At 66.8% G+C, this 17,844-nt stretch carries 19 protein-coding genes; 14 read left to right on the forward strand and 5 right to left on the reverse strand.

Translation table 11 applies throughout. The features are described from left to right. Positions 1-6: 6 nt before the first annotated feature. Complete coding sequence (locus ACFVTE_RS21895; protein ID WP_387104325.1) at positions 7-1,071, forward strand: YihY/virulence factor BrkB family protein; 1,065 nt, start codon at positions 7-9, stop codon at positions 1,069-1,071. Here ACFVTE_RS21895 and ACFVTE_RS21900 read toward each other — a convergent pair. From ACFVTE_RS21900 to sdhC, 5 genes are all read right to left on the reverse strand, one after another. Beyond that, the gene (locus ACFVTE_RS21900; protein WP_387104266.1) at positions 1,028-1,798 is read right to left on the reverse strand and encodes an alpha/beta hydrolase family protein; all 771 of its coding nucleotides are present in this window, start codon (positions 1,796-1,798) and stop codon (positions 1,028-1,030) included. The genes ACFVTE_RS21895 and ACFVTE_RS21900 overlap by 44 nt on opposite strands. A 104-nt stretch (positions 1,799-1,902) precedes the next feature. Next, on the reverse strand, positions 1,903-2,685 hold the full coding sequence (locus tag ACFVTE_RS21905) for a succinate dehydrogenase iron-sulfur subunit (protein ID WP_354261993.1): 783 nt from the start codon (positions 2,683-2,685) through the stop codon (positions 1,903-1,905). Position 2,686: 1 nt separating this feature from the next. Beyond that, positions 2,687-4,489 (reverse strand): succinate dehydrogenase flavoprotein subunit, encoded by a 1,803-nt coding sequence (gene sdhA, locus ACFVTE_RS21910; RefSeq protein ID WP_314192674.1) that lies wholly within the window; start codon positions 4,487-4,489, stop codon positions 2,687-2,689. 105 nt (positions 4,490-4,594) lie between these two features. Further along, the gene (locus ACFVTE_RS21915) at positions 4,595-5,086 is read right to left on the reverse strand and encodes a succinate dehydrogenase hydrophobic membrane anchor subunit (RefSeq protein ID WP_387104267.1); all 492 of its coding nucleotides are present in this window, start codon (positions 5,084-5,086) and stop codon (positions 4,595-4,597) included. Positions 5,087-5,089: 3 nt separating this feature from the next. After that, the gene (sdhC, locus tag ACFVTE_RS21920) at positions 5,090-5,470 is read right to left on the reverse strand and encodes a succinate dehydrogenase, cytochrome b556 subunit (RefSeq protein WP_076798412.1); all 381 of its coding nucleotides are present in this window, start codon (positions 5,468-5,470) and stop codon (positions 5,090-5,092) included. A 257-nt stretch (positions 5,471-5,727) separates the two neighbouring features. Here sdhC and ACFVTE_RS21925 point away from each other — a divergent pair, with 257 nt between their 5' ends. From ACFVTE_RS21925 to ACFVTE_RS21985, 13 genes are all read left to right on the forward strand, one after another. After that, the gene (locus ACFVTE_RS21925; protein ID WP_331571499.1) at positions 5,728-6,861 is read left to right on the forward strand and encodes a sugar phosphate nucleotidyltransferase; all 1,134 of its coding nucleotides are present in this window, start codon (positions 5,728-5,730) and stop codon (positions 6,859-6,861) included. Between the two features lie 99 nt (positions 6,862-6,960). Then, positions 6,961-8,160 (forward strand): amidohydrolase, encoded by a 1,200-nt coding sequence (locus tag ACFVTE_RS21930; protein WP_354261992.1) that lies wholly within the window; start codon positions 6,961-6,963, stop codon positions 8,158-8,160. A gap of 135 nt (positions 8,161-8,295) precedes the next feature. Then, positions 8,296-8,730, forward strand: coding sequence for a MarR family winged helix-turn-helix transcriptional regulator (locus ACFVTE_RS21935; protein ID WP_387104270.1), 435 nt, complete (start codon positions 8,296-8,298; stop codon positions 8,728-8,730). A gap of 36 nt (positions 8,731-8,766) precedes the next feature. After that, entirely contained in the window at positions 8,767-9,198 is a 432-nt protein-coding gene (locus ACFVTE_RS21940; protein WP_387104273.1) for an organic hydroperoxide resistance protein, read from the forward strand. Next, the gene (locus ACFVTE_RS21945; RefSeq protein WP_387104275.1) at positions 9,195-10,223 is read left to right on the forward strand and encodes an NADP-dependent oxidoreductase; all 1,029 of its coding nucleotides are present in this window, start codon (positions 9,195-9,197) and stop codon (positions 10,221-10,223) included. Before ACFVTE_RS21940 ends, ACFVTE_RS21945 begins: the two co-directional genes overlap by 4 nt. A 201-nt stretch (positions 10,224-10,424) precedes the next feature. Continuing rightward, positions 10,425-10,856, forward strand: a complete 432-nt coding sequence (locus ACFVTE_RS21950) for a cytidine deaminase (protein ID WP_387104277.1) — start codon at positions 10,425-10,427, stop codon at positions 10,854-10,856. Beyond that, complete coding sequence (locus tag ACFVTE_RS21955; protein WP_387104279.1) at positions 10,853-12,166, forward strand: thymidine phosphorylase; 1,314 nt, start codon at positions 10,853-10,855, stop codon at positions 12,164-12,166. The genes ACFVTE_RS21950 and ACFVTE_RS21955 overlap by 4 nt, the downstream gene beginning before the upstream one ends. A 2-nt stretch (positions 12,167-12,168) precedes the next feature. Further along, positions 12,169-12,786, forward strand: a complete 618-nt coding sequence (locus ACFVTE_RS21960) for a DedA family protein (RefSeq protein WP_387104281.1) — start codon at positions 12,169-12,171, stop codon at positions 12,784-12,786. A gap of 102 nt (positions 12,787-12,888) precedes the next feature. After that, positions 12,889-13,590 (forward strand): DedA family protein, encoded by a 702-nt coding sequence (locus ACFVTE_RS21965; RefSeq protein WP_387104282.1) that lies wholly within the window; start codon positions 12,889-12,891, stop codon positions 13,588-13,590. A gap of 97 nt (positions 13,591-13,687) precedes the next feature. Further along, positions 13,688-14,833, forward strand: coding sequence for an adenosine deaminase (locus ACFVTE_RS21970; protein WP_387104284.1), 1,146 nt, complete (start codon positions 13,688-13,690; stop codon positions 14,831-14,833). Positions 14,834-14,915: 82 nt separating this feature from the next. After that, complete coding sequence (locus ACFVTE_RS21975; protein ID WP_387104328.1) at positions 14,916-15,497, forward strand: MazG nucleotide pyrophosphohydrolase domain-containing protein; 582 nt, start codon at positions 14,916-14,918, stop codon at positions 15,495-15,497. 142 nt (positions 15,498-15,639) lie between these two features. Then, positions 15,640-16,920 (forward strand): phosphopyruvate hydratase, encoded by a 1,281-nt coding sequence (gene eno, locus ACFVTE_RS21980; RefSeq protein ID WP_331571480.1) that lies wholly within the window; start codon positions 15,640-15,642, stop codon positions 16,918-16,920. Between the two features lie 87 nt (positions 16,921-17,007). Further along, positions 17,008-17,805 carry a septum formation initiator family protein gene (locus ACFVTE_RS21985; protein WP_387104287.1) on the forward strand — a complete coding sequence of 266 codons (798 nt, stop codon included), beginning with the start codon at positions 17,008-17,010 and terminating at the stop codon, positions 17,803-17,805. Positions 17,806-17,844 lie beyond the last annotated feature (39 nt).

Genomic DNA, 17,844 nt, shown 5'->3' on the forward strand with positions numbered 1-17,844 from the left:
AAGCAGGTGGAGTGGGGCAAGGCCCGCAGGTCCGGCAAGGGGGCGTTTCCCCAGTTGATGGCCCTGGCCCAATGGCTGCAGGCCAGGCTGAACGCCTTCCGCCCGATGCGGGCCTGGCAGCACTACACGCGGCAGCACGGCCCGCTGATGAGCGCGGGCACCGGCTTCAACATGTTCTTCTCCATCACCGGCCTCCTCACCACCGGGTTTTCCATCGCGGGGCTGGCGCTCCGCGGCCAGCCCGCACTCCTGGACCGGATCGTCGCCAGCGTGGCCCAAAGCGCCCCGGGCCTGTTGAAGGTCGACGGCGGCGACGGGCTGGTGGATCCGAAGGACCTCCTCAACCCCGACGGTCTGGGCTGGACGGCAGTCATCGCCGCCGTGGTCACCGTCATCACATCCCTGGGCTGGATCGCCGGCCTCCGGGAGGGACTCCGGGGTGTGATGATGCTGGGGCCGCTCAAGCTCAATCCCGTGGTCATGAAACTGCGCGACGCCGGTACGCTGCTGCTGCTCGGCGTCGCCCTGGTCATCAGCTCGGGTGCGTCCCTGGTGTTCGGCACCGCCGCGGGCTGGGCGATGGAGCAGCTCCGACTGGACCCCGCAGTGGCAGGGCCGCTGGCGGCCCTGATCAAGATCGCCGTCCCGCTCGTGCTGAACTGGATCACGGCGCTCATCATGTTCCGTCTGGCCGGCGGCCTCAAACTTTCGAGGCAGGCGCTGCTGGAAGGAACCATCCTCGCCGGCGTGGGCACCACGGTCCTGCAGGTCTTCAGCACCGAACTGCTGGCCGGCGCCGGACGCAACCCGATCCTGGCGCCCTTCGCCATCATCATCGGGCTGCTGATCTGGTTCAACCTGGTCAGCCAGGTCTATCTCGTTTCCGCGGCCTGGTCGGCTATCCGCGAGGAGGACCTGAAGGCCGCCCCGGCAGCGAAGACCACGGGCTGGGGGTCCCGGCAGGTGCAGCCCGGAAAGACACCGGTTGAGCGGCAGCACCCGGCGGAGCATCCGCGCCCCGTGGGCGTCAGTGTCCGGCGTCGAGGTACTGGTCGGCCCACGCCGCGATAATCTTCGCGGCCCGCGCGGCCTGCCCCTTGCCGGTCAGCAGGTGGTCGCTGCCCTCCAGCGAGACGAAGTTCCGCGGGTGGCGGGCGGTCTGGAAGATGGTGCTGGCGTTCTCGATGCCCACGGTGTTGTCCGTGGGGGAGTGCAGCACCATCAGCGGCTTGTGCAGCCGCCGGATGCAGTCCGTGAGGTCGGCGTTCTCGAGATCCTCCACGAAGTGCCGGCGGATCTCCACGCGCTTGCCGCCGAGGTCCACCTCGGCGCTGCCCTCGCTCAGGATCTTGTCCAGGGCGGCATCGAAAACGTGGGCGACATGCTTAGGGGAGAAGGGGGCCCCGACGGTCGCAACGGCATCGACTTCAGCGATTTCGGACGCTGCCGCGAGCACGGCGGCGCCGCCGAAGGAATGCCCCACCAAGAGCGAAATGGCGCGGCCCTCGGCCCGCATGTACTCCGCTGCCCGTACAGTGTCCGCCACCTTGTGGCTGAAGGACCCCGCGGACCACTGCCCGGCGGAGCCGCCAAGGCCCACGTTGTCGAAGCGGAGCATGCCGATCCCGTTGTCCGCCAGCGCCTTGCACATCCGGGACGCCGCGGGACTGTCCTTGCCCAGCGTGAAGCCGTGCGAAAAGACGCCCCAGCCCTTCACCGGGCCTTCCGGCACATCGAGGACGCCGGAGAGCAGTTCGCCGGTGGTGCCTTCGAACGAGACTTTTTCGGAGCGGTGCACGGTGTCTTCTTTCGTGGGGGACGGGTGGGGAGAAAACGACGACGGCGCCGCTCACCGTACGTTTACCGTACGTGGTGAGCGACGCCGTCGTCCGCGTTTAATCCTTAGATCTTGCGGGCCAGGATGGCCTGCTTGACCTCTGCGATGGCCTGGGTGACCTGGATGCCGCGGGGGCAGGCCTCCGAGCAGTTGAAGGTGGTGCGGCAGCGCCACACGCCTTCCTTGTCGTTGAGGATCTCCAGTCGCATGTCGCCGGCATCGTCACGGGAGTCGAAGATGAACCGGTGGGCGTTCACAATCGCTGCCGGGCCGAAGTACTGGCCGTCGGTCCAGAACACCGGGCACGAGGACGTGCACGCGGCGCACAGGATGCACTTGGTGGTGTCGTCGAAGCGCTCACGGTCCTCGGCGGACTGCAGGCGTTCCTTGGTGGGCTCGTGGCCCTTGTTGATGAGGAACGGCATGACCTCGCGGAAGGACTGGAAGAACGGCTCCATGTCCACGATCAGGTCCTTCTCCACCGGCAGGCCCTTGATGGGCTCGACCGTGATGGGCTTGGACGTGTCGAGGTCCTTCAGCAGGGTCTTGCAGGCGAGGCGGTTGCGGCCGTTGATGCGCATGGCATCTGAGCCGCAGACCCCATGGGCGCAGGAACGCCGGAAGGAGACGCTGCCGTCAATGTCCCACTTGATCTTGTGCAGGGCATCCAGCACGCGGTCCGTGCCGTACATGGTCAGCTTGAAGTCGTCCCAGCGGGCTTCGGCCGAAACCTCGGGGTCGTAGCGGCGGACACGCAGCGTGATGTCGAACGTCGGGATTTCCCCGCCGCCGCCAACACCGGCGGGAAGTTCGATCTTGGAGGCTGGCTCAGCAAGTTCAGCGGACATATTAGTACTTCCTCACCATCGGCTCGTAGCGCGTAAAGACAACCGGCTTGGTGGCAAGCCGGACACCGGCGATTGCCTCCTCCGCGGAACCGTCGGCCGGTGCGTGGTCTTCTTTGTACGCCATGGAGTGCTTCATGAATTTTTCGTCGTCGCGGTCCGGGAAGTCCTCGCGGAAGTGGCCGCCGCGGGATTCCTCACGGTGCAGGGCAGCAACCGTCATGACCCGGGCCAGTTCCAGCAGGAATCCGAGCTCAACGGCCTCGAGCAGGTCAAGGTTGAAGCGCTTGCCCTTGTCCTGGACGTTGATGCGCGTGTACCGCTCCTCGAAGGACTCGATGTCCTTCAGGACCTGGTTCAGCGTCTCTGCCGTGCGGAACACCTGCATGTTGGCGTCCATGGTGTCCTGCAGTTCCTTGCGGATCGCGGAGACCTTCTCGGTGCCGTTCGCGTTGCGGGCCACATCCAGCAGCTGGATGGTGAATGCTTCCGGGTTCTCCGGCAGTTCCACGAAGTCGGCCGTCTTGGCGTACTCCGCGGCGGCAATGCCGGCGCGCTTGCCGAACACGTTGATGTCCAGCAGGGAGTTGGTGCCAAGGCGGTTGGAGCCGTGCACGGAAACGCAGGCCACCTCGCCGGCAGCGTAGAGGCCCGGAACCACAGTGTCGTTGTCCTGCAGGACCTCGGTGGTGATGTTGGTGGGGATGCCGCCCATGGCGTAGTGCGCCGTCGGGAAGACGGGGACCGGCTCCGTGTAGGGCTCAACGCCGAGGTAGGTGCGGGCGAACTCGGTGATGTCCGGCAGCTTGGCGTCGATGTGGGCCGGCTCAAGGTGCGTCAGGTCAAGGAGCACGTAGTCCTTGTTCGGTCCGCAGCCGCGGCCTTCGCGGACCTCGTTGGCCATGGAGCGGGCCACGATGTCACGCGGGGCGAGGTCCTTAATCGTCGGGGCGTAACGCTCCATGAAGCGTTCACCCTCGGAGTTACGCAGGATGGCGCCTTCACCGCGGGCGGCTTCGGACAGCAGGATGCCGAGGCCGGCGAGGCCGGTCGGGTGGAACTGGAAGAACTCCATGTCCTCCAGGGGGATGCCGCGTCGGAACGCGATGCCCATGCCGTCACCGGTCAGGGTGTGGGCGTTGGAGGTGGTCTTGAAGACCTTGCCGGCGCCGCCGGAGGCGAACACCACGGACTTGGCCTGGAAGACGTGCAGCTCACCGGAGGCGAGGTCGTAGGACACGACGCCGGCAACGCGCTTCTGCTTGAACGGCGTGCCGTCCTCGCGCACGGCGTCTTCCTCGACGGTCAGGAGGTCCAGGACGTAGTACTCGTTGTAGAACTCAACGTTGTGCTTGACGCAGTTTTGGTACAGGGTCTGGAGGATCATGTGGCCCGTGCGGTCGGCGGCGTAGCAGGCGCGGCGCACCGGAGCCTTGCCGTGGTCACGGGTGTGGCCGCCGAAGCGGCGCTGGTCGATGCGGCCCTCGGGCGTGCGGTTGAACGGCAGGCCCATCTTTTCGAGGTCCAGCACCGCGTCGATGGCCTCCTTGGCCATGACCTCAGCGGCGTCCTGGTCAACCAGGTAGTCGCCGCCCTTAATGGTGTCGAAGGTGTGCCATTCCCAGTTGTCTTCCTCGACATTGGCCAGGGCTGCACACATGCCGCCCTGCGCCGCACCCGTGTGGGAGCGGGTGGGGTACAGCTTGGTCAGTACTGCTGTTCGCGCACGCTGACCGGACTCGATCGCGGCGCGCATCCCGGCGCCACCGGCACCGACGATGACTACGTCGTACTTATGGACCTGCATACCAGACGCTCTTTCTCTCAAAATTCGCAATAAAACAGCGGGCGGTCGAAGCCGTCTCCGCACAAAATTGCGGCCCGCCAATGGATGGCGGGCCGCCACGGCGTGCTACGCGGGGCAGAAGCCGCCGGGCAGCTGGACGCCGTCCACCACGGGGCACGGGTTGAAGGTGAAGATCACCAGGGTGCCGAGGATGATGATGACGGCGGAGGCTGCGTAGAGGACCATCTTGAGCCAGAAGCGGGTGGAGTCCTTCTCGGCGTAGTCGTTGATGATGGTGCGGACGCCGTTGGTGCCGTGCAGCATGGCGAGCCACAGCATGGCCAGGTCCCAGAACTGCCAGAACGGATCTGCCCACTTGCCGGCAACGAAGCCGAAGTCGATGGCGTGGATGCCTTCGCCCACCAGGAGGTTCACGATGAGGTGGCCGAAGATCAGCACAACCAGGACCACGCCGGAGAGGCGCATGAACAGCCAGGCCAGCATTTCGAAGTTGCCGCGCGAGTTGCCGTTGCGGCGGTACTTCGGGGCGATCTTGCCGGACTCGGGCTTGCCGCCGATCTGTCCGCTGCGCGGGGACTGGATCTCAGTTGCAGACATGGCTTAGTGACCTCCGAGCGCGAGGGACAGGTGGCGGATGGCGAAGGCGACCATGGTGACGACCCAGAGGCCCAGCACCACCCACAGCATCTGGCGCTGGTACTTGGCGCCCTTCTTCCAGAAGTCGACGGCGATGATCCGCAGGCCGTTGAAGGCGTGGAACACAATCGCTGCGACGAGGCCCGTTTCACCCAGGGCCATCAGCGGGTTCTTGTAGGCACCGATCACGGCGGTGTAGGCCTCAGGCGACACCCTCACCAGCGAGGTGTCCAGCACATGGACCAACAAGAAGAAAAAGATCACTACACCAGTAATGCGGTGTCCAACCCAAGACCACATGCCTTCACGGCCGCGGTACAAGGTGCCAGCTGGTTTCGTCGGCACTGAATAAACCTCCCTGCGACACAGCGGCGCTGGCGTGGGATCCACGCGGGGGGAACGCCTACTGCGAGAGCACTCGTAGCTCAGGCCTAAATCTAGGCTTCGCTCACAGCTTATTCAATTCAGGCGTTCCTTGCCCGCCAGCTACTGTACGGATTTTGAGTTAATTTGAGACGAAGACCACATCCGTTGCCACTGTATCGGCATGCCGGCCGCCGGCGAAAGGCCGTCCTGAGGTGCGTCGGCTAAAGTAGGGCCTGATGAGTAACGACAAAGTGACAAGCCAGGATTCACCTCTCAGCCGTTTTATCGCTGTGATTCCTGCGGGCGGTGTGGGGACCCGCCTCTGGCCTCTGTCGCGTGCAGCAGCTCCCAAGTTCCTTCACGACCTGACCGGTTCCGGCAGCACGCTCCTGCGTGCCACCTACGACCGCCTCGAACCGCTGGCCGGAAACCGCGTCCTCGTGGTCACCGGCGTGGCGCACCGCAACGCCGTGTGCAGCCAGCTTCCCGAGGTCGAGGACGGCGACCTTGTGCTCGAAAGCGAGCCCAAGGACTCCGGCGCGGCCATCGGCCTGGCCGCAGCCATCCTGCATCAGCGCGATCCCGACGTCATCATGGGTTCCTTCGCCGCGGACCACGTGATCAGCCCCGACGGGCTCTTCCAGGACACCGTCCGCGAGGCCATTCACACAGCCGCGGCCGGCAAGATCGTGACCATCGGCATCAAGCCGACGCACCCCTCCACAGGGTTTGGCTACATCCGGTCCGGAGGCTCGCTGCGCATTCCAGGGGCCCCCAACGCCCAGGCTGTGGTGGAGTTCGTGGAGAAGCCGGACGAGGACGTTGCCCAGCAGTATGTGGACAGCGGCGACTACGTCTGGAACGCCGGCATGTTCGTGGCGCCCGTTTCCCTCATGCTCAAGCACCTGGAAGCGAACCAGCCCGAGCTGTTCAACGGCCTGCAGGAAATCGCCCAGGCGTGGGACACCCCGCAGCGTGATGAAGTCACCGCCCGGATTTGGCCCACCCTGCCCAAGATCGCCATTGACTACGCAGTCGCCGAGCCCGCGGCGGCAGCCGGGGACGTCGCCGTCGTGCCCGGATCCTTCCGGTGGGACGACGTCGGCGACTTCGCCTCCGTGGGCCGGCTGAACAGCGCCAAGGAAGTGGACGAGGTGACGGTCCTCGGCGAGGGCGCCCGCGTCTTCACCGAAAACGCCAGCGGCGTGGTGGTCTCGGACACCAAGCGCGTCATCGCGCTGATCGGGATCAAGGACGTCGTGATCGTGGACACCCCGGACGCGCTGCTGGTCACCACCAAGCAGCACTCACAGCGGGTGAAGCAGGCCGTTGACGCGCTGAAGGCAAGCGGCGACACCGACGTCCTCTAGCGGGCGGCGCCTTCCAGAGATATGTAAACCGGAGACGGCGAACACGTAACGCGGGGAAGGCGATGCCGCTAATTTTTGCGGCCTCGCTACAGTTGAGGTGTGCGCAATTACACTACTGAAGCTGAGCCCACCGCCTTGGTGGGGCCGTGGCTCGAGCCCCTGCTGCCGGAACTGATCGATTTTCGCCGTGACCTGCATGCGCACCCCGAACTGTCCTTCAGGGAATTTCGGACCACGGACAAGCTGGCCGAGCGGCTCGAGGCCGCCGGCCTCGAGCCCCGCCGGCTCGAGGGTACCGGCCTGACCGTCGACATCGGCGAGGGACCGATCGCCACGGCGCTGCGCGGTGACATCGATGCCCTGCCGATCATCGAGGAAACGGGACTCCCGTTCGCCTCGAAAAACCACGGCGTTACCCACGCCTGCGGCCACGACGTGCACACCACCACCATGCTGGGCATCGCCCTGGTGCTGCACCGCATGCACCAGGAGTCCCCGCTGGGCGGGACGGTGCGCATCATCTTCCAGCCCGCCGAGGAAACCATGCCCGGCGGCGCCCACTCCTGCATCGAGCAGGGCGTCCTGGAAGGCGTGCCGCGCATTCTGGCGCTGCACTGCGACCCGCGCATCGAGGTGGGCAAGATCGGCACCCGCATCGGCGCCATCACCTCGGCGTCGGACACCATCCGGATTGAACTGTCCGGCCGCGGCGGCCACACCTCGCGCCCGCACCTCACCGAGGATCTTGTTTTCGCCCTGGCGCAGATTGCCGTGAACGTGCCGGCCGTCCTGTCCCGCCGCGTGGACGTCCGCAGCGGCGTCTCGGTGGTGTGGGGCCACATCTCGGCCGGGTCCGCGCCCAACGCGATCCCCGGAACCGGATACATGGCCGGCACCATGCGCTGCCTGGACCGTGATGCCTGGCACAGCGCCGGCGAGCTGCTGGACGAAGTGGTGCACCAGGTGGCGGCGCCCTACGGCGTCGACGTGCGGCTGGAGCACACCCGCGGCGTTCCTCCCGTGGTCAACTCCGAGCATGAGACGGCGCTGATCGAGGCCGCCGCCCGCGCCGAGATTGGCGAGAGTTCGGTGGTCCTGACGCCGCAGTCCATGGGCGGGGAGGACTTCGCCTGGTTCCTGGCCGAGCTGCCCGGAGCCATGATGCGCCTTGGCACCAAGACTCCCGGCGGCGAGGAGTACGACCTGCACCGCGGCGACTACATCCTGGACGAGCGGGCCCTCGGCTACGGCATCCAGGTCCTCACCGCCGCAGCACTCCGCACCATCCGCGACCTCTAGGCGCGCAGCCCCTCCCAGCGCGAACTGGCAGCTGATGCCCTCAAATTCCGATTTTGCAGGCATCAGCTGCCAGTCCGCGCTTTCTTCGGATGAGTTAAGTTGTGCACAATTGAATTGCGCGTTATCGTTATGACCATGCCCGATGCTCCCCGCCTTGACCGCCAGGTGTGCTTTGCCCTCTACTCTGCGTCGCGGGCTGCTACCGCGGTTTACCGCCCGCTCCTGGACGAGCTCGGCCTCACGTACCCGCAGTACCTCGTCATGCTCGTGCTCTGGGAAAACGAGCCGCGCGGCGTCCGGGAACTGGGGGAGGAGCTTGGACTCGACTCCGGCACCCTCTCGCCCCTCCTGAAGCGGCTCGAGGCACTGGGCCTCGTCGAGCGGCGGCGCTCCGCCGAGGACGAGCGCCGGGTTGCCGTGTACCTGACCGACGCCGGCAGTGCCCTGAGTCGCAAGGCCTCCGGCGTGCCGCAGCACCTCGCCGCCGCAGCGGGCCTGAGCCCTGCCGAACTTGACCAGCTGCGCGAAACCCTCGGCAAGCTCACAGCAGCCCTGCACGATTCGCTCTGACCCAAGCCCGCAGACCTCCAACCGGAAGGAAATCCATTGAAGACTCTCTACACCGCCGAGGCCCTCGCGTCCGGCGAAGGCCGCGACGGTTCCGCGCGGACCAAGGACGGCAAGCTCGACGTCAACCTGGCCAGCCCGGTGGAGCTGGGCGGCAGCGGCGAGGGCACCAACCCGGAGCAGCTGTTCGCCGCCGGCTACGCTGCGTGCTTCCACTCGGCCCTCCGCGTGGTGGGCCGGCAGGCCAAGGCGGACCTCACGGACTCCGCCGTCGCAGCCAAGATCCATTTCGGCGCCCTCGAGGACCGCGCCGGCTACGGTCTGGCCGCCGAGCTGGAAATCGCCCTCCCCGCACTGGACCGTGACACTGCCGAGGCGCTCATGGCCAAGGCGCACACCATCTGCCCGTACTCCAACGTGACGCGCGGCAACATGGACGTGGCCTTGACGCTCGTGGAGTTTGCAGCGTGAGCGCCGGCGCAGCGGCCACGTTGCCGGTGACCACCCGCGAGATCCAGCTGGCCTCCAGGCCGCAAGGCCGGCCGGTCCCGGAAAACTTCCGGCTCGCCGAGACGGCCGTCCCGGCCCTCAACGAAGGCCAGGTCCTGGTCCGGAACCTGTTCATCTCGGTGGACCCCTACATGCGCGGACGCATGAACGACGCCAAGTCCTATTCAGCGCCGTTTGCGCTGGACAAGGCGCTCGACGGCGGTGCGGTGGGTGAGGTGATCGCGTCCCGTTCCGATGAACGCAAGGTGGGGGACGTCGTCGTCCATCAGCTCGGCTGGCGGGAGCTTGCCGTGGTGGACGCGGAGCGGACCACCCCCGCGGACACCAGCGTGGCCCCGGCGTCGGCATTCCTGGGTGCCTTGGGCATGACCGGACTCACCGCGTACGCCGGCTTGCTGAAGGTCGCGGAGTTCAAGCCCGGCGACGCGGTGTTCGTCTCGGGTGCGGCGGGCGCGGTGGGCTCGCTCGTGGGACAGATCGCCAAGGCGATGGGGGCCTCAAAGGTGATTGGCAGCGCGGGCACCCCGGAGAAGGTTGCCCGGCTGCTGGACCTGGGCTTCGACGCGGCGTTCAACTACCGTGACGCCCCGGTCGTGGACCAGCTGAAGGCCGCGGCGGGCAGCAACGGCATCGACGTGTACTTCGACAACGTCGGCGGGGACCACCTCGAAGCCGCGCTGTCCGTGCTGAACGTCGGCGGCCGCGTGGCCATGTGCGGCGCCATCGCCCAGTACAACTCGACCGAGCCGCCGGCAGCGCCGCGCAACCTGGCCGTGGCGATCGGCAAGCAGCTCACCCTGCGGGGGTTCCTGGTGGGCGGCCAGCGGCAGCACGCCGCCGAGTTCGCCGGGCGGATGGCCGGCTGGCTGGCCGACGGCACCGTCCGGTACGACGAGACGGTGGTCGACGGCCTGGAGAACGCTCCGCAGGCCTTCATGGGCATGCTCGACGGCGGCAACACCGGAAAGATGCTCGTCCGGCTCTAGCCCGCACAACAGTCCGCCCCCGAGCGCGAACGTACACTTGAGGCCCCTGGGAAACGTTTCCCAGGGGCCTCAAGTGTACGTTCGCGCCGGGCGTGTTGGCCGGACCGTGTTACTTGGGGACGGAACAGGACACTAAAGTGGGCTCAGAAGTGCGCTTCGGCGCACCCGGGTGCCGGCCCGCGGCATCCCGTACGCCAAGGGGTGACGGCCGTGCAGAACGACGCCAACGAAGCGGGCGCCATCATTGACTGGACGGCCCTGGAAACCGCCGCGCTCGCCGCCATGAAGAACGCCTACGCGCCCTACTCGAACTTTCCCGTGGGAGCCGCCGCCTTCACCGCGGACGGCAGGATCGTCAGCGGCTGCAACGTGGAGAACGCCAGCTACGGCCTGACGCTGTGCGCCGAGTGCGTCCTCGTGGGAAATCTGCAGATGACCGGCGGCGGGCGGCTCCGCGCCTTCTACTGCGTGGACGGCGCCGGCAACGTGCTGATGCCCTGCGGACGCTGCCGGCAGTTGCTGTACGAGTTCCGGGCGCCCGGCATGGAGCTCATGACCACGCTGGGGATCAAGACCATGGACCAGGTGCTGCCCGACGCATTTGGCCCCGAACACCTGGAGGGAACCCGGTGACTCACAAGAATCAGGCGTTCGACGCCGTCGAGATCATCAGGGCCAAGCGCGACAAGCATGCGCTGAGCCCGGAGCAGATTGCCTGGATCATCGACGCGTATACCCGCGGCGTCGTCGCCGAGGAGCAGATGGCCGCGCTGAGCATGGCCATCCTTCTCAACGGCATGGACCGTGCCGAGATCTCGCAGTGGACCGCAGCGATGATCGCCTCGGGGGAGCGGATGGACTTCAGCGGCCTCCGGCGGCCCGACGGCGGCGTGAAGGTCACCACCGACAAGCACTCCACGGGCGGGGTGGGGGACAAGATCACCCTGCCGCTGGCACCCCTCGTTGCGGTCTTTGGCGTGGCGGTGCCGCAGCTGTCCGGGCGGGGCCTGGGCTACACCGGCGGCACGCTGGACAAGCTCGAGTCCATTCCCGGCTGGCGGGCCTCCCTGAGCAACGACGAAATGCTGGCCCAGCTCCAGGAGGTGGGCGCGGTGATCTGCGCCGCCGGTGCAGGGCTCGCCCCGGCGGACCGGAAGCTCTACGCGCTCCGCGACGTCACGGGCACCGTCGAGTCGATCCCGCTGCTGGCGTCCTCGATCATGAGCAAGAAGATCGCCGAGGGCACGGGGTCGCTGGTTCTGGACGTCAAGGTGGGCAGCGGGGCGTTCATGAAGGACGAGGCCGGCGCCCGCGAGCTGGCCGAGACCATGGTGGCCCTCGGCAAGGACGCCGGGGTGGAAACTGTGGCCCTGCTGACCAACATGGGCACCCCGCTCGGGCTTACCGCGGGCAACGCCATCGAGGTGGCGGAATCCGTTGAGGTCCTGGCCGGCGGCGGCCCGGAAGACGTCGTCGAACTGACGGTGAGGCTCGCGGAGGAGATGCTGCGGTGCGCCGGTGTTTCCGACGCCGATCCGGCCGCAGCGCTCAAGGACGGCAGGGCGATGGACGTCTGGAACCGGATGATCGCGGCGCAGGGCGGCGACCCGCGCGCCAAGCTGCCGGTGGCCAAGGAATCGGAAACCCTTTACGCGCCCGCCGACGGTGTCCTCGTGGGGCTCGACGCGTTCGCCGTGGGTGTGGCGGCCTGGCGCCTCGGCGCCGGCCGGGCGCGGAAGGAAGACGCGGTGCAGGCAGCCGCCGGCGTCCGCATGCACGCCAAGCCGGGTGCAACTGTGCGTGCAGGTGAGCCGCTGATGACCCTGCTGACGGACACGCCGGAGAAGTTTGCCCGGGCGAAGGAGGCGCTGGACCACGCCGTCACCATTGCGCCGGAAGGTTCCAGGCCCGCCCAGCAGCTCATCATCGACCGCATCGCCTGACCGTGCAGGCCATCAATGACTTCATCCTGGCTGCCGCCGGCCAGCCGTGGGTCCTGTTCATAGTCCTCGCCTGCTGCGTCATCGACGGTTTCTTCCCGCCCATCCCCAGCGAGTCGGTGGTGGTGGGGCTGGCCGCCGTCGCCGCGACGGCCGACGTTCCCAATCCCTGGCTGCTCGCGGCCGTGGCCGGACTGGGCGCCTTCACCGGCGACAACGCCGCCTATCTCATCGGCCGCGGTGTGGGCACGCAGCGCTGGGGCTGGATGCGCGGACCGCGGATGCAGCGCGCCTTCCGGTGGGCCGGGCGCGAGTTGCGCAAGCGGCCGGCGTCGCTGATCCTCGTAGCGCGCTTCGTCCCCATCGGCCGGGTGGCCGTCAACCTGACCGCGGGAGCCACGCACTATTCGCACGCGCGCTTCGTCGGGCTGACTGTGCTTTCCGCCACCCTCTGGGCTTCATATTCCGTGGCCATCGGACTGTTCTTCGGCCAGTGGTTCGAGGAGAACCACCTGCTCGGGGCCGTGATCGCCATTGTTTGCGCGATTGTGCTGGGGATCCTGTTGGACCTCGGCATCAACAGGCTCCGGGGCCGCATACAGGATCCGTTCGGAGAAAGTTGACTTTCCATTCAAGGCGTAGCGGACTATCCTCCGGCCGTGCGACACTAAAGAGCGATTTGCGTCACTTCCTGTCTTGTTATATTGCCGAGGAGCAACACCCGCGTGGAGTTTATTAATGAGGCCGTGCTCCATGCAGCGGGTCAGTGGTGGATTTATCCCGTATTGCTTGTGTTCTTCTTCGTTGACGGGTTCGCGATGGTGGTCCCCAGCGAGACGCTCATCGTCGCGCTCTCGGCCTTCTCCCGGCACAGCGGCGAGCCCAACCTCTGGATCCTCGGCCTGACTGCCCTCACCGGCGCCATGGCGGGCGACAACATGGCCTACATGCTGGGCCGGAAGATCGGCCTGGAGCGCTGGAAGTGGATGCGCCGGCCCAGGGTGCAGAAGGTCTTCGGCTGGGCGCGGTATGAACTGGAGAAGCGCGGCGCCGTCCTGATCTTCACGGCGCGCTACATCCCGTGGGGGCGCGTGGCGGTGAACTATGTCGCCGGCACTACCGGATACCCGCACCGCAGGTTCTTCCTGCTCGATGCCTTTGCCTGCTTCACCTGGGTGGGCTATTCGATTGGCATCGGCCTGGTGGCAAGCTCGTTCCCCTGGCTGCACCACAACCCGCTGATGGGCGCCGGCATCGCCGTCGTGTTCGCCATCATTCTGGGGATCATCATTGACCACGCCCTCCGTTGGTGGCACAAGCGGCTGGGTCGCAACGACGCCGCCGCTCCGGACCAGAGCGACGTGCCGGAGGGGAGCCCCGCACCGGAAACGGGCGGTGTCCCGGAACAGAGCAGCCGCGTGGCCTAGCAGGGTGGCCGGGCAGCGTGCCAGGGACCTTCTGGCCGCCCGTCGCCATGCGGTGCGCGCGTTGGCATTGCCGCCGGTCCAACCCTAGAGTTGGTACGTGACTGAGCCAATCGTTGACGCCGCCCCTGCCCTTGACTTCGACCTGAAGAGCCTGCCCAAGGTATCCCTTCACGACCACCTGGACGGCGGCCTGCGCCCGGCCACCATCATCGAGCTGGCCGAAGCGGTGGGGCACAGCCTCCCGTCCACAGACCCGACTGCGCTGGGCGAATGGTTCCGCGAATCCGCCGACTCCGGCTCGCTGGTCCGCTACCTCGAGACGTTCGACCACACGGTGGCCGTCATGCAGACCAAGGAAGGCCTGTTCCGCGTCGCCAAGGAGTTCGTGGAGGATCTGGCGGACGACGGCGTGGTGTACGGCGAGGTGCGATGGGCACCTGAGCAGCACCTCCAGAAGGGACTGACGCTGGACGAGGTGGTCGAGGCAGTCCAGGAAGGCCTCGAGGCCGGCGTGGAAGCCGTCGCCGAGAGCGGCCGGGAGATCCAGGTGGGTCAGCTGATCACGGCCATGCGCCACGCTGACCGTGGCCAGGAAATCGCAGAACTTGCCGTCCGGCACCGCGACAAGGGCGCCGTCGGGTTCGACATCGCCGGCGCCGAAGACGGCTTCCTGCCCTCGCGCTTCCGGGACGCCTTCACCTACCTGGCCGAAAACAACTTCCCTGCCACCGTGCACGCCGGCGAAGCCGCCGGACTGGACAGCATCCAGTCCGCCCTCGTTGACGGCCGCGCGCTGCGCCTGGGCCACGGTGTCCGGATCGCCGAGGACATCATGGTGGAGTTCGATGAGGACGACGCCGACGACGAGGACAGCGACAACATTGGCCTGGTCACCCTGGGCAACCTGTCCAGCTGGATCCGCGACCGCGGCATCGCCCTGGAAATCTGCCCGTCCTCCAACCTGCAGACCGGCGCCATCGCCGGCTTCGGCGAGGGCATCGAAAGCCACCCGCTGGACATGCTCTACCAGCTGGGCTTCAACGTCACCATCAACACGGACAACCGCCTCATGAGCGGCGTGACGCTCACTGACGAGTTCGAGCTGCTGGTGGAAACCTTCGACTACGACCTCGACGACCTGCTGGAGCTCACGCTCAACGCCGCCGAGGCCTCCTTCCTGCCCCTTGAGGAAAAGGAAGCCCTCGTGGAGTACATCAACGACGCGTACGGCGACCTTGGCTGAAACCGTCGGGCCGGCCGAACCGACCGACCCGGTGGGGGAGCTGCTGGGGGTGATTGCGGCTCTTCGCGAGCACTGCCCCTGGATGGGCGCCCTCACCCACGAGTCGCTCGTGGAGTACCTGCTGGAGGAGGCCTATGAAGTGGCCGAAACCATCGAGACGGGTGCGGACGAGGCTGAACTGAAAGGCGAGCTGGGCGATGTGCTGCTCCAGGTGGTGCTGCACTCCCGGCTCGCCGAGGAACGCGGCGTGTTCGGCTTCGGCGACGTCGCACGCGGCCTCACCGGGAAGATGATCCGGCGCAACCCGCACGTATTCCGTCCGGACGGTTCCCTGCAGGACTCCTTTCCGGCCACCGTGGAGGAGATCGTGCTCAAGTGGGATGCCGTGAAGAAGGCCGAAAGCCCGGAGCGCAGCACGCCTTTCCAGGGCATTCCGGTAGCTCTGCCCGCACTGGCCCAGGCCCAGAAGACCTTGGACCGGGCGGAACGGGCCGGGCTGCCGCCCGGTGAGCCCGTCGAAACCGGGCTCGCCGAAAAAATGAAAACCGAAGCCGAACTCGGCGAGCTGCTGCTCGCCGTCGTCCGTTCTGCCCGGAACAGGGGGTTCGACGCCGAACGCGCCCTCCGCGGGGCCGTCCGGCGTTACCAGAACCGCCACCTTTGAAACTTCCGCGCCCGGATCATGACGTCCGGGTTCTGGATAGGTTTCCGTAACGTGCACCACTCTCGACTACGCTAGTGCCTGACGAGGACGTCGAGATTTTTTTCCCCAGAGTCCCAGTAAATCGCCCACAAGGAGCACATCCATGGCGCTTATCGATGCCATCCACGCCCGCGAGATCCTCGATTCCCGTGGCAACCCCACCGTCGAAGTTGAAGTTCTCCTCTCCGACGGCCAGATCGGCCGCGCTGCCGTTCCGTCCGGCGCATCCACCGGCGAGCACGAAGCCGTTGAACTGCGCGACGGCGACAAGGGCCGCTACCTCGGCAAGGGTGTCCAGAAGGCCGTTGACGCCGTCATCGACCAGATCGCACCGGCCCTGACCGGCTTTGACGCCACCGACCAGCGCAGCATCGACCAGGCCATGATCGACCTGGACGGCACCGCCAACAAGGGCAAGCTGGGCGCCAACGCCATCCTCGGCGTCTCCCTGGCAGTTGCCAACGCCGCAGCAGCCTCCGCTGACCTGCCGCTGTACAAGTACCTGGGCGGCCCGAACGCCCACGTCCTGCCCGTCCCGCTGATGAACATCCTCAACGGCGGCTCGCACGCGGATTCCGACGTCGACATCCAGGAATTCATGATCGCCCCGATCGGCGCCGAGACGTTCTCCGAGGGCCTGCGCTGGGGCGTCGAGGTCTACCACAACCTCAAGTCCGTGCTGCAGCAAAAGGGCCTCTCCACCGGCCTCGGCGACGAGGGCGGCTTCGCCCCGAACCTGCCGTCCAACCGCGCAGCCCTGGACCTGATCCAGGAAGCCATCCAGAACGCCGGCTACACCCCGGGCACCGACATCGCCCTGGCCCTGGACGTCGCCTCCTCCGAGTTCTTCAAGGACGGTGCCTACCAGTTCGAAGGCAAGTCCCTGAGCGCCGCCGAGATGAGCGCCTACTACGCCGAACTCGTTGCCGACTACCCGCTGGTATCCATCGAGGACCCGCTGGACGAGAACGACTGGGAAGGCTGGAAGATCCTCACCGACACCATCGGTGACAAGGTCCAGCTGGTGGGCGACGACCTGTTCGTCACCAACCCAGAACGCCTGCAGCAGGGCATCGACGCCGCCACGGCCAACTCCCTGCTGGTCAAGGTCAACCAGATCGGCTCGCTGACCGAAACCCTGGACGCCGTTTCCCTGGCCCAGCGCTCCGGTTACACCACCATCACCTCGCACCGCTCCGGCGAAACCGAAGACACCACGATCGCCGACATCGCGGTTGCCACCAACGCCGGACAGATCAAGACCGGTGCTCCGGCCCGCTCCGAGCGCGTTGCCAAGTACAACCAGCTGCTGCGCATCGAAGAGGAACTCGACGACGCCGCACGCTACGCCGGCCGCAGCGCGTTCCCGCGTTTCAAGGCCTAGTAGCCAAGCAAACAGCTGACCGGTGGCTATGGTGGAAAGACCATAGCCACCGGTTTTGTTTTTGGCGCCACACGTTACAGGAGTGTCATGGCTACCCGCCGTCCCAAAGTTCCCAGGGTGACCCCACCAGCACAGCAGTCCGCCACCGGATCGGCCGGGGGAGACGTCATCCAGGCGGACTTCGGCGGACCGCGTTCGGCGCCGCCCAGCCATGACACGGGAACGGGACGCGGGCACGCTCTCCCCGGAGTAAACGCACCGGGCAGCGGCGCCGGTGCGAAGGCGGGGGCCGGGAACCAGTCCGGCACGGGTGGCAAGACAGCAACGGGTACCAGCGGTTCCGGCTCCACGGGCACAGGTTCCACGGGCTCAGGTGCAAAGCCCGGGGCAGGTACCAAGGCCGCGGCCACCAAAAACGGCGCCGGAAAGGCAGGCAGCGGCCGTGGGAAGTCCGGATCATCAGCGGTCGGGACCAAGGAAGAGAACCTCGACCCCGTTCCCGCCAAGGCGTTTTCCGGCCGCATGCTGGCGCTGGCTGTGGTGATGGTTGCCATCACCATCATGCTGGCACCCACCGTGAAGATCTTCATCGACAAGCGGGCCGAAATCGCGGCCCTGGAGTCGGACATCGCGGACAGCAAGGCGGACCAGGACAACCTGAAACGCCAGGTTTCGCGCTGGCAGGATCCCAACTACGTCAAGCAGCAGGCCCGCGACCGCATTAACATGGTTATGCCGGGAGAGACCGGCTACTGGGTATTCGGCAGCGATGTGCCGGCCGGCGCAACAGGCAGCCAGCCCAGTGCAGCAGAAACACAGGACCCCGCCGACGTGCCCTGGGTGGATTCCCTCTGGGAATCCATCAGGCGCTCGGCAACAGACTAGGAGCGGCGCCCGCCGCGGGACTGCCTACCGGATTTTGGG

Origin of the sequence: Arthrobacter sp. NPDC058097, assembly GCF_042884885.1 — a bacterium.
In the GTDB taxonomy this organism is placed as follows: domain Bacteria; phylum Actinomycetota; class Actinomycetes; order Actinomycetales; family Micrococcaceae; genus Arthrobacter.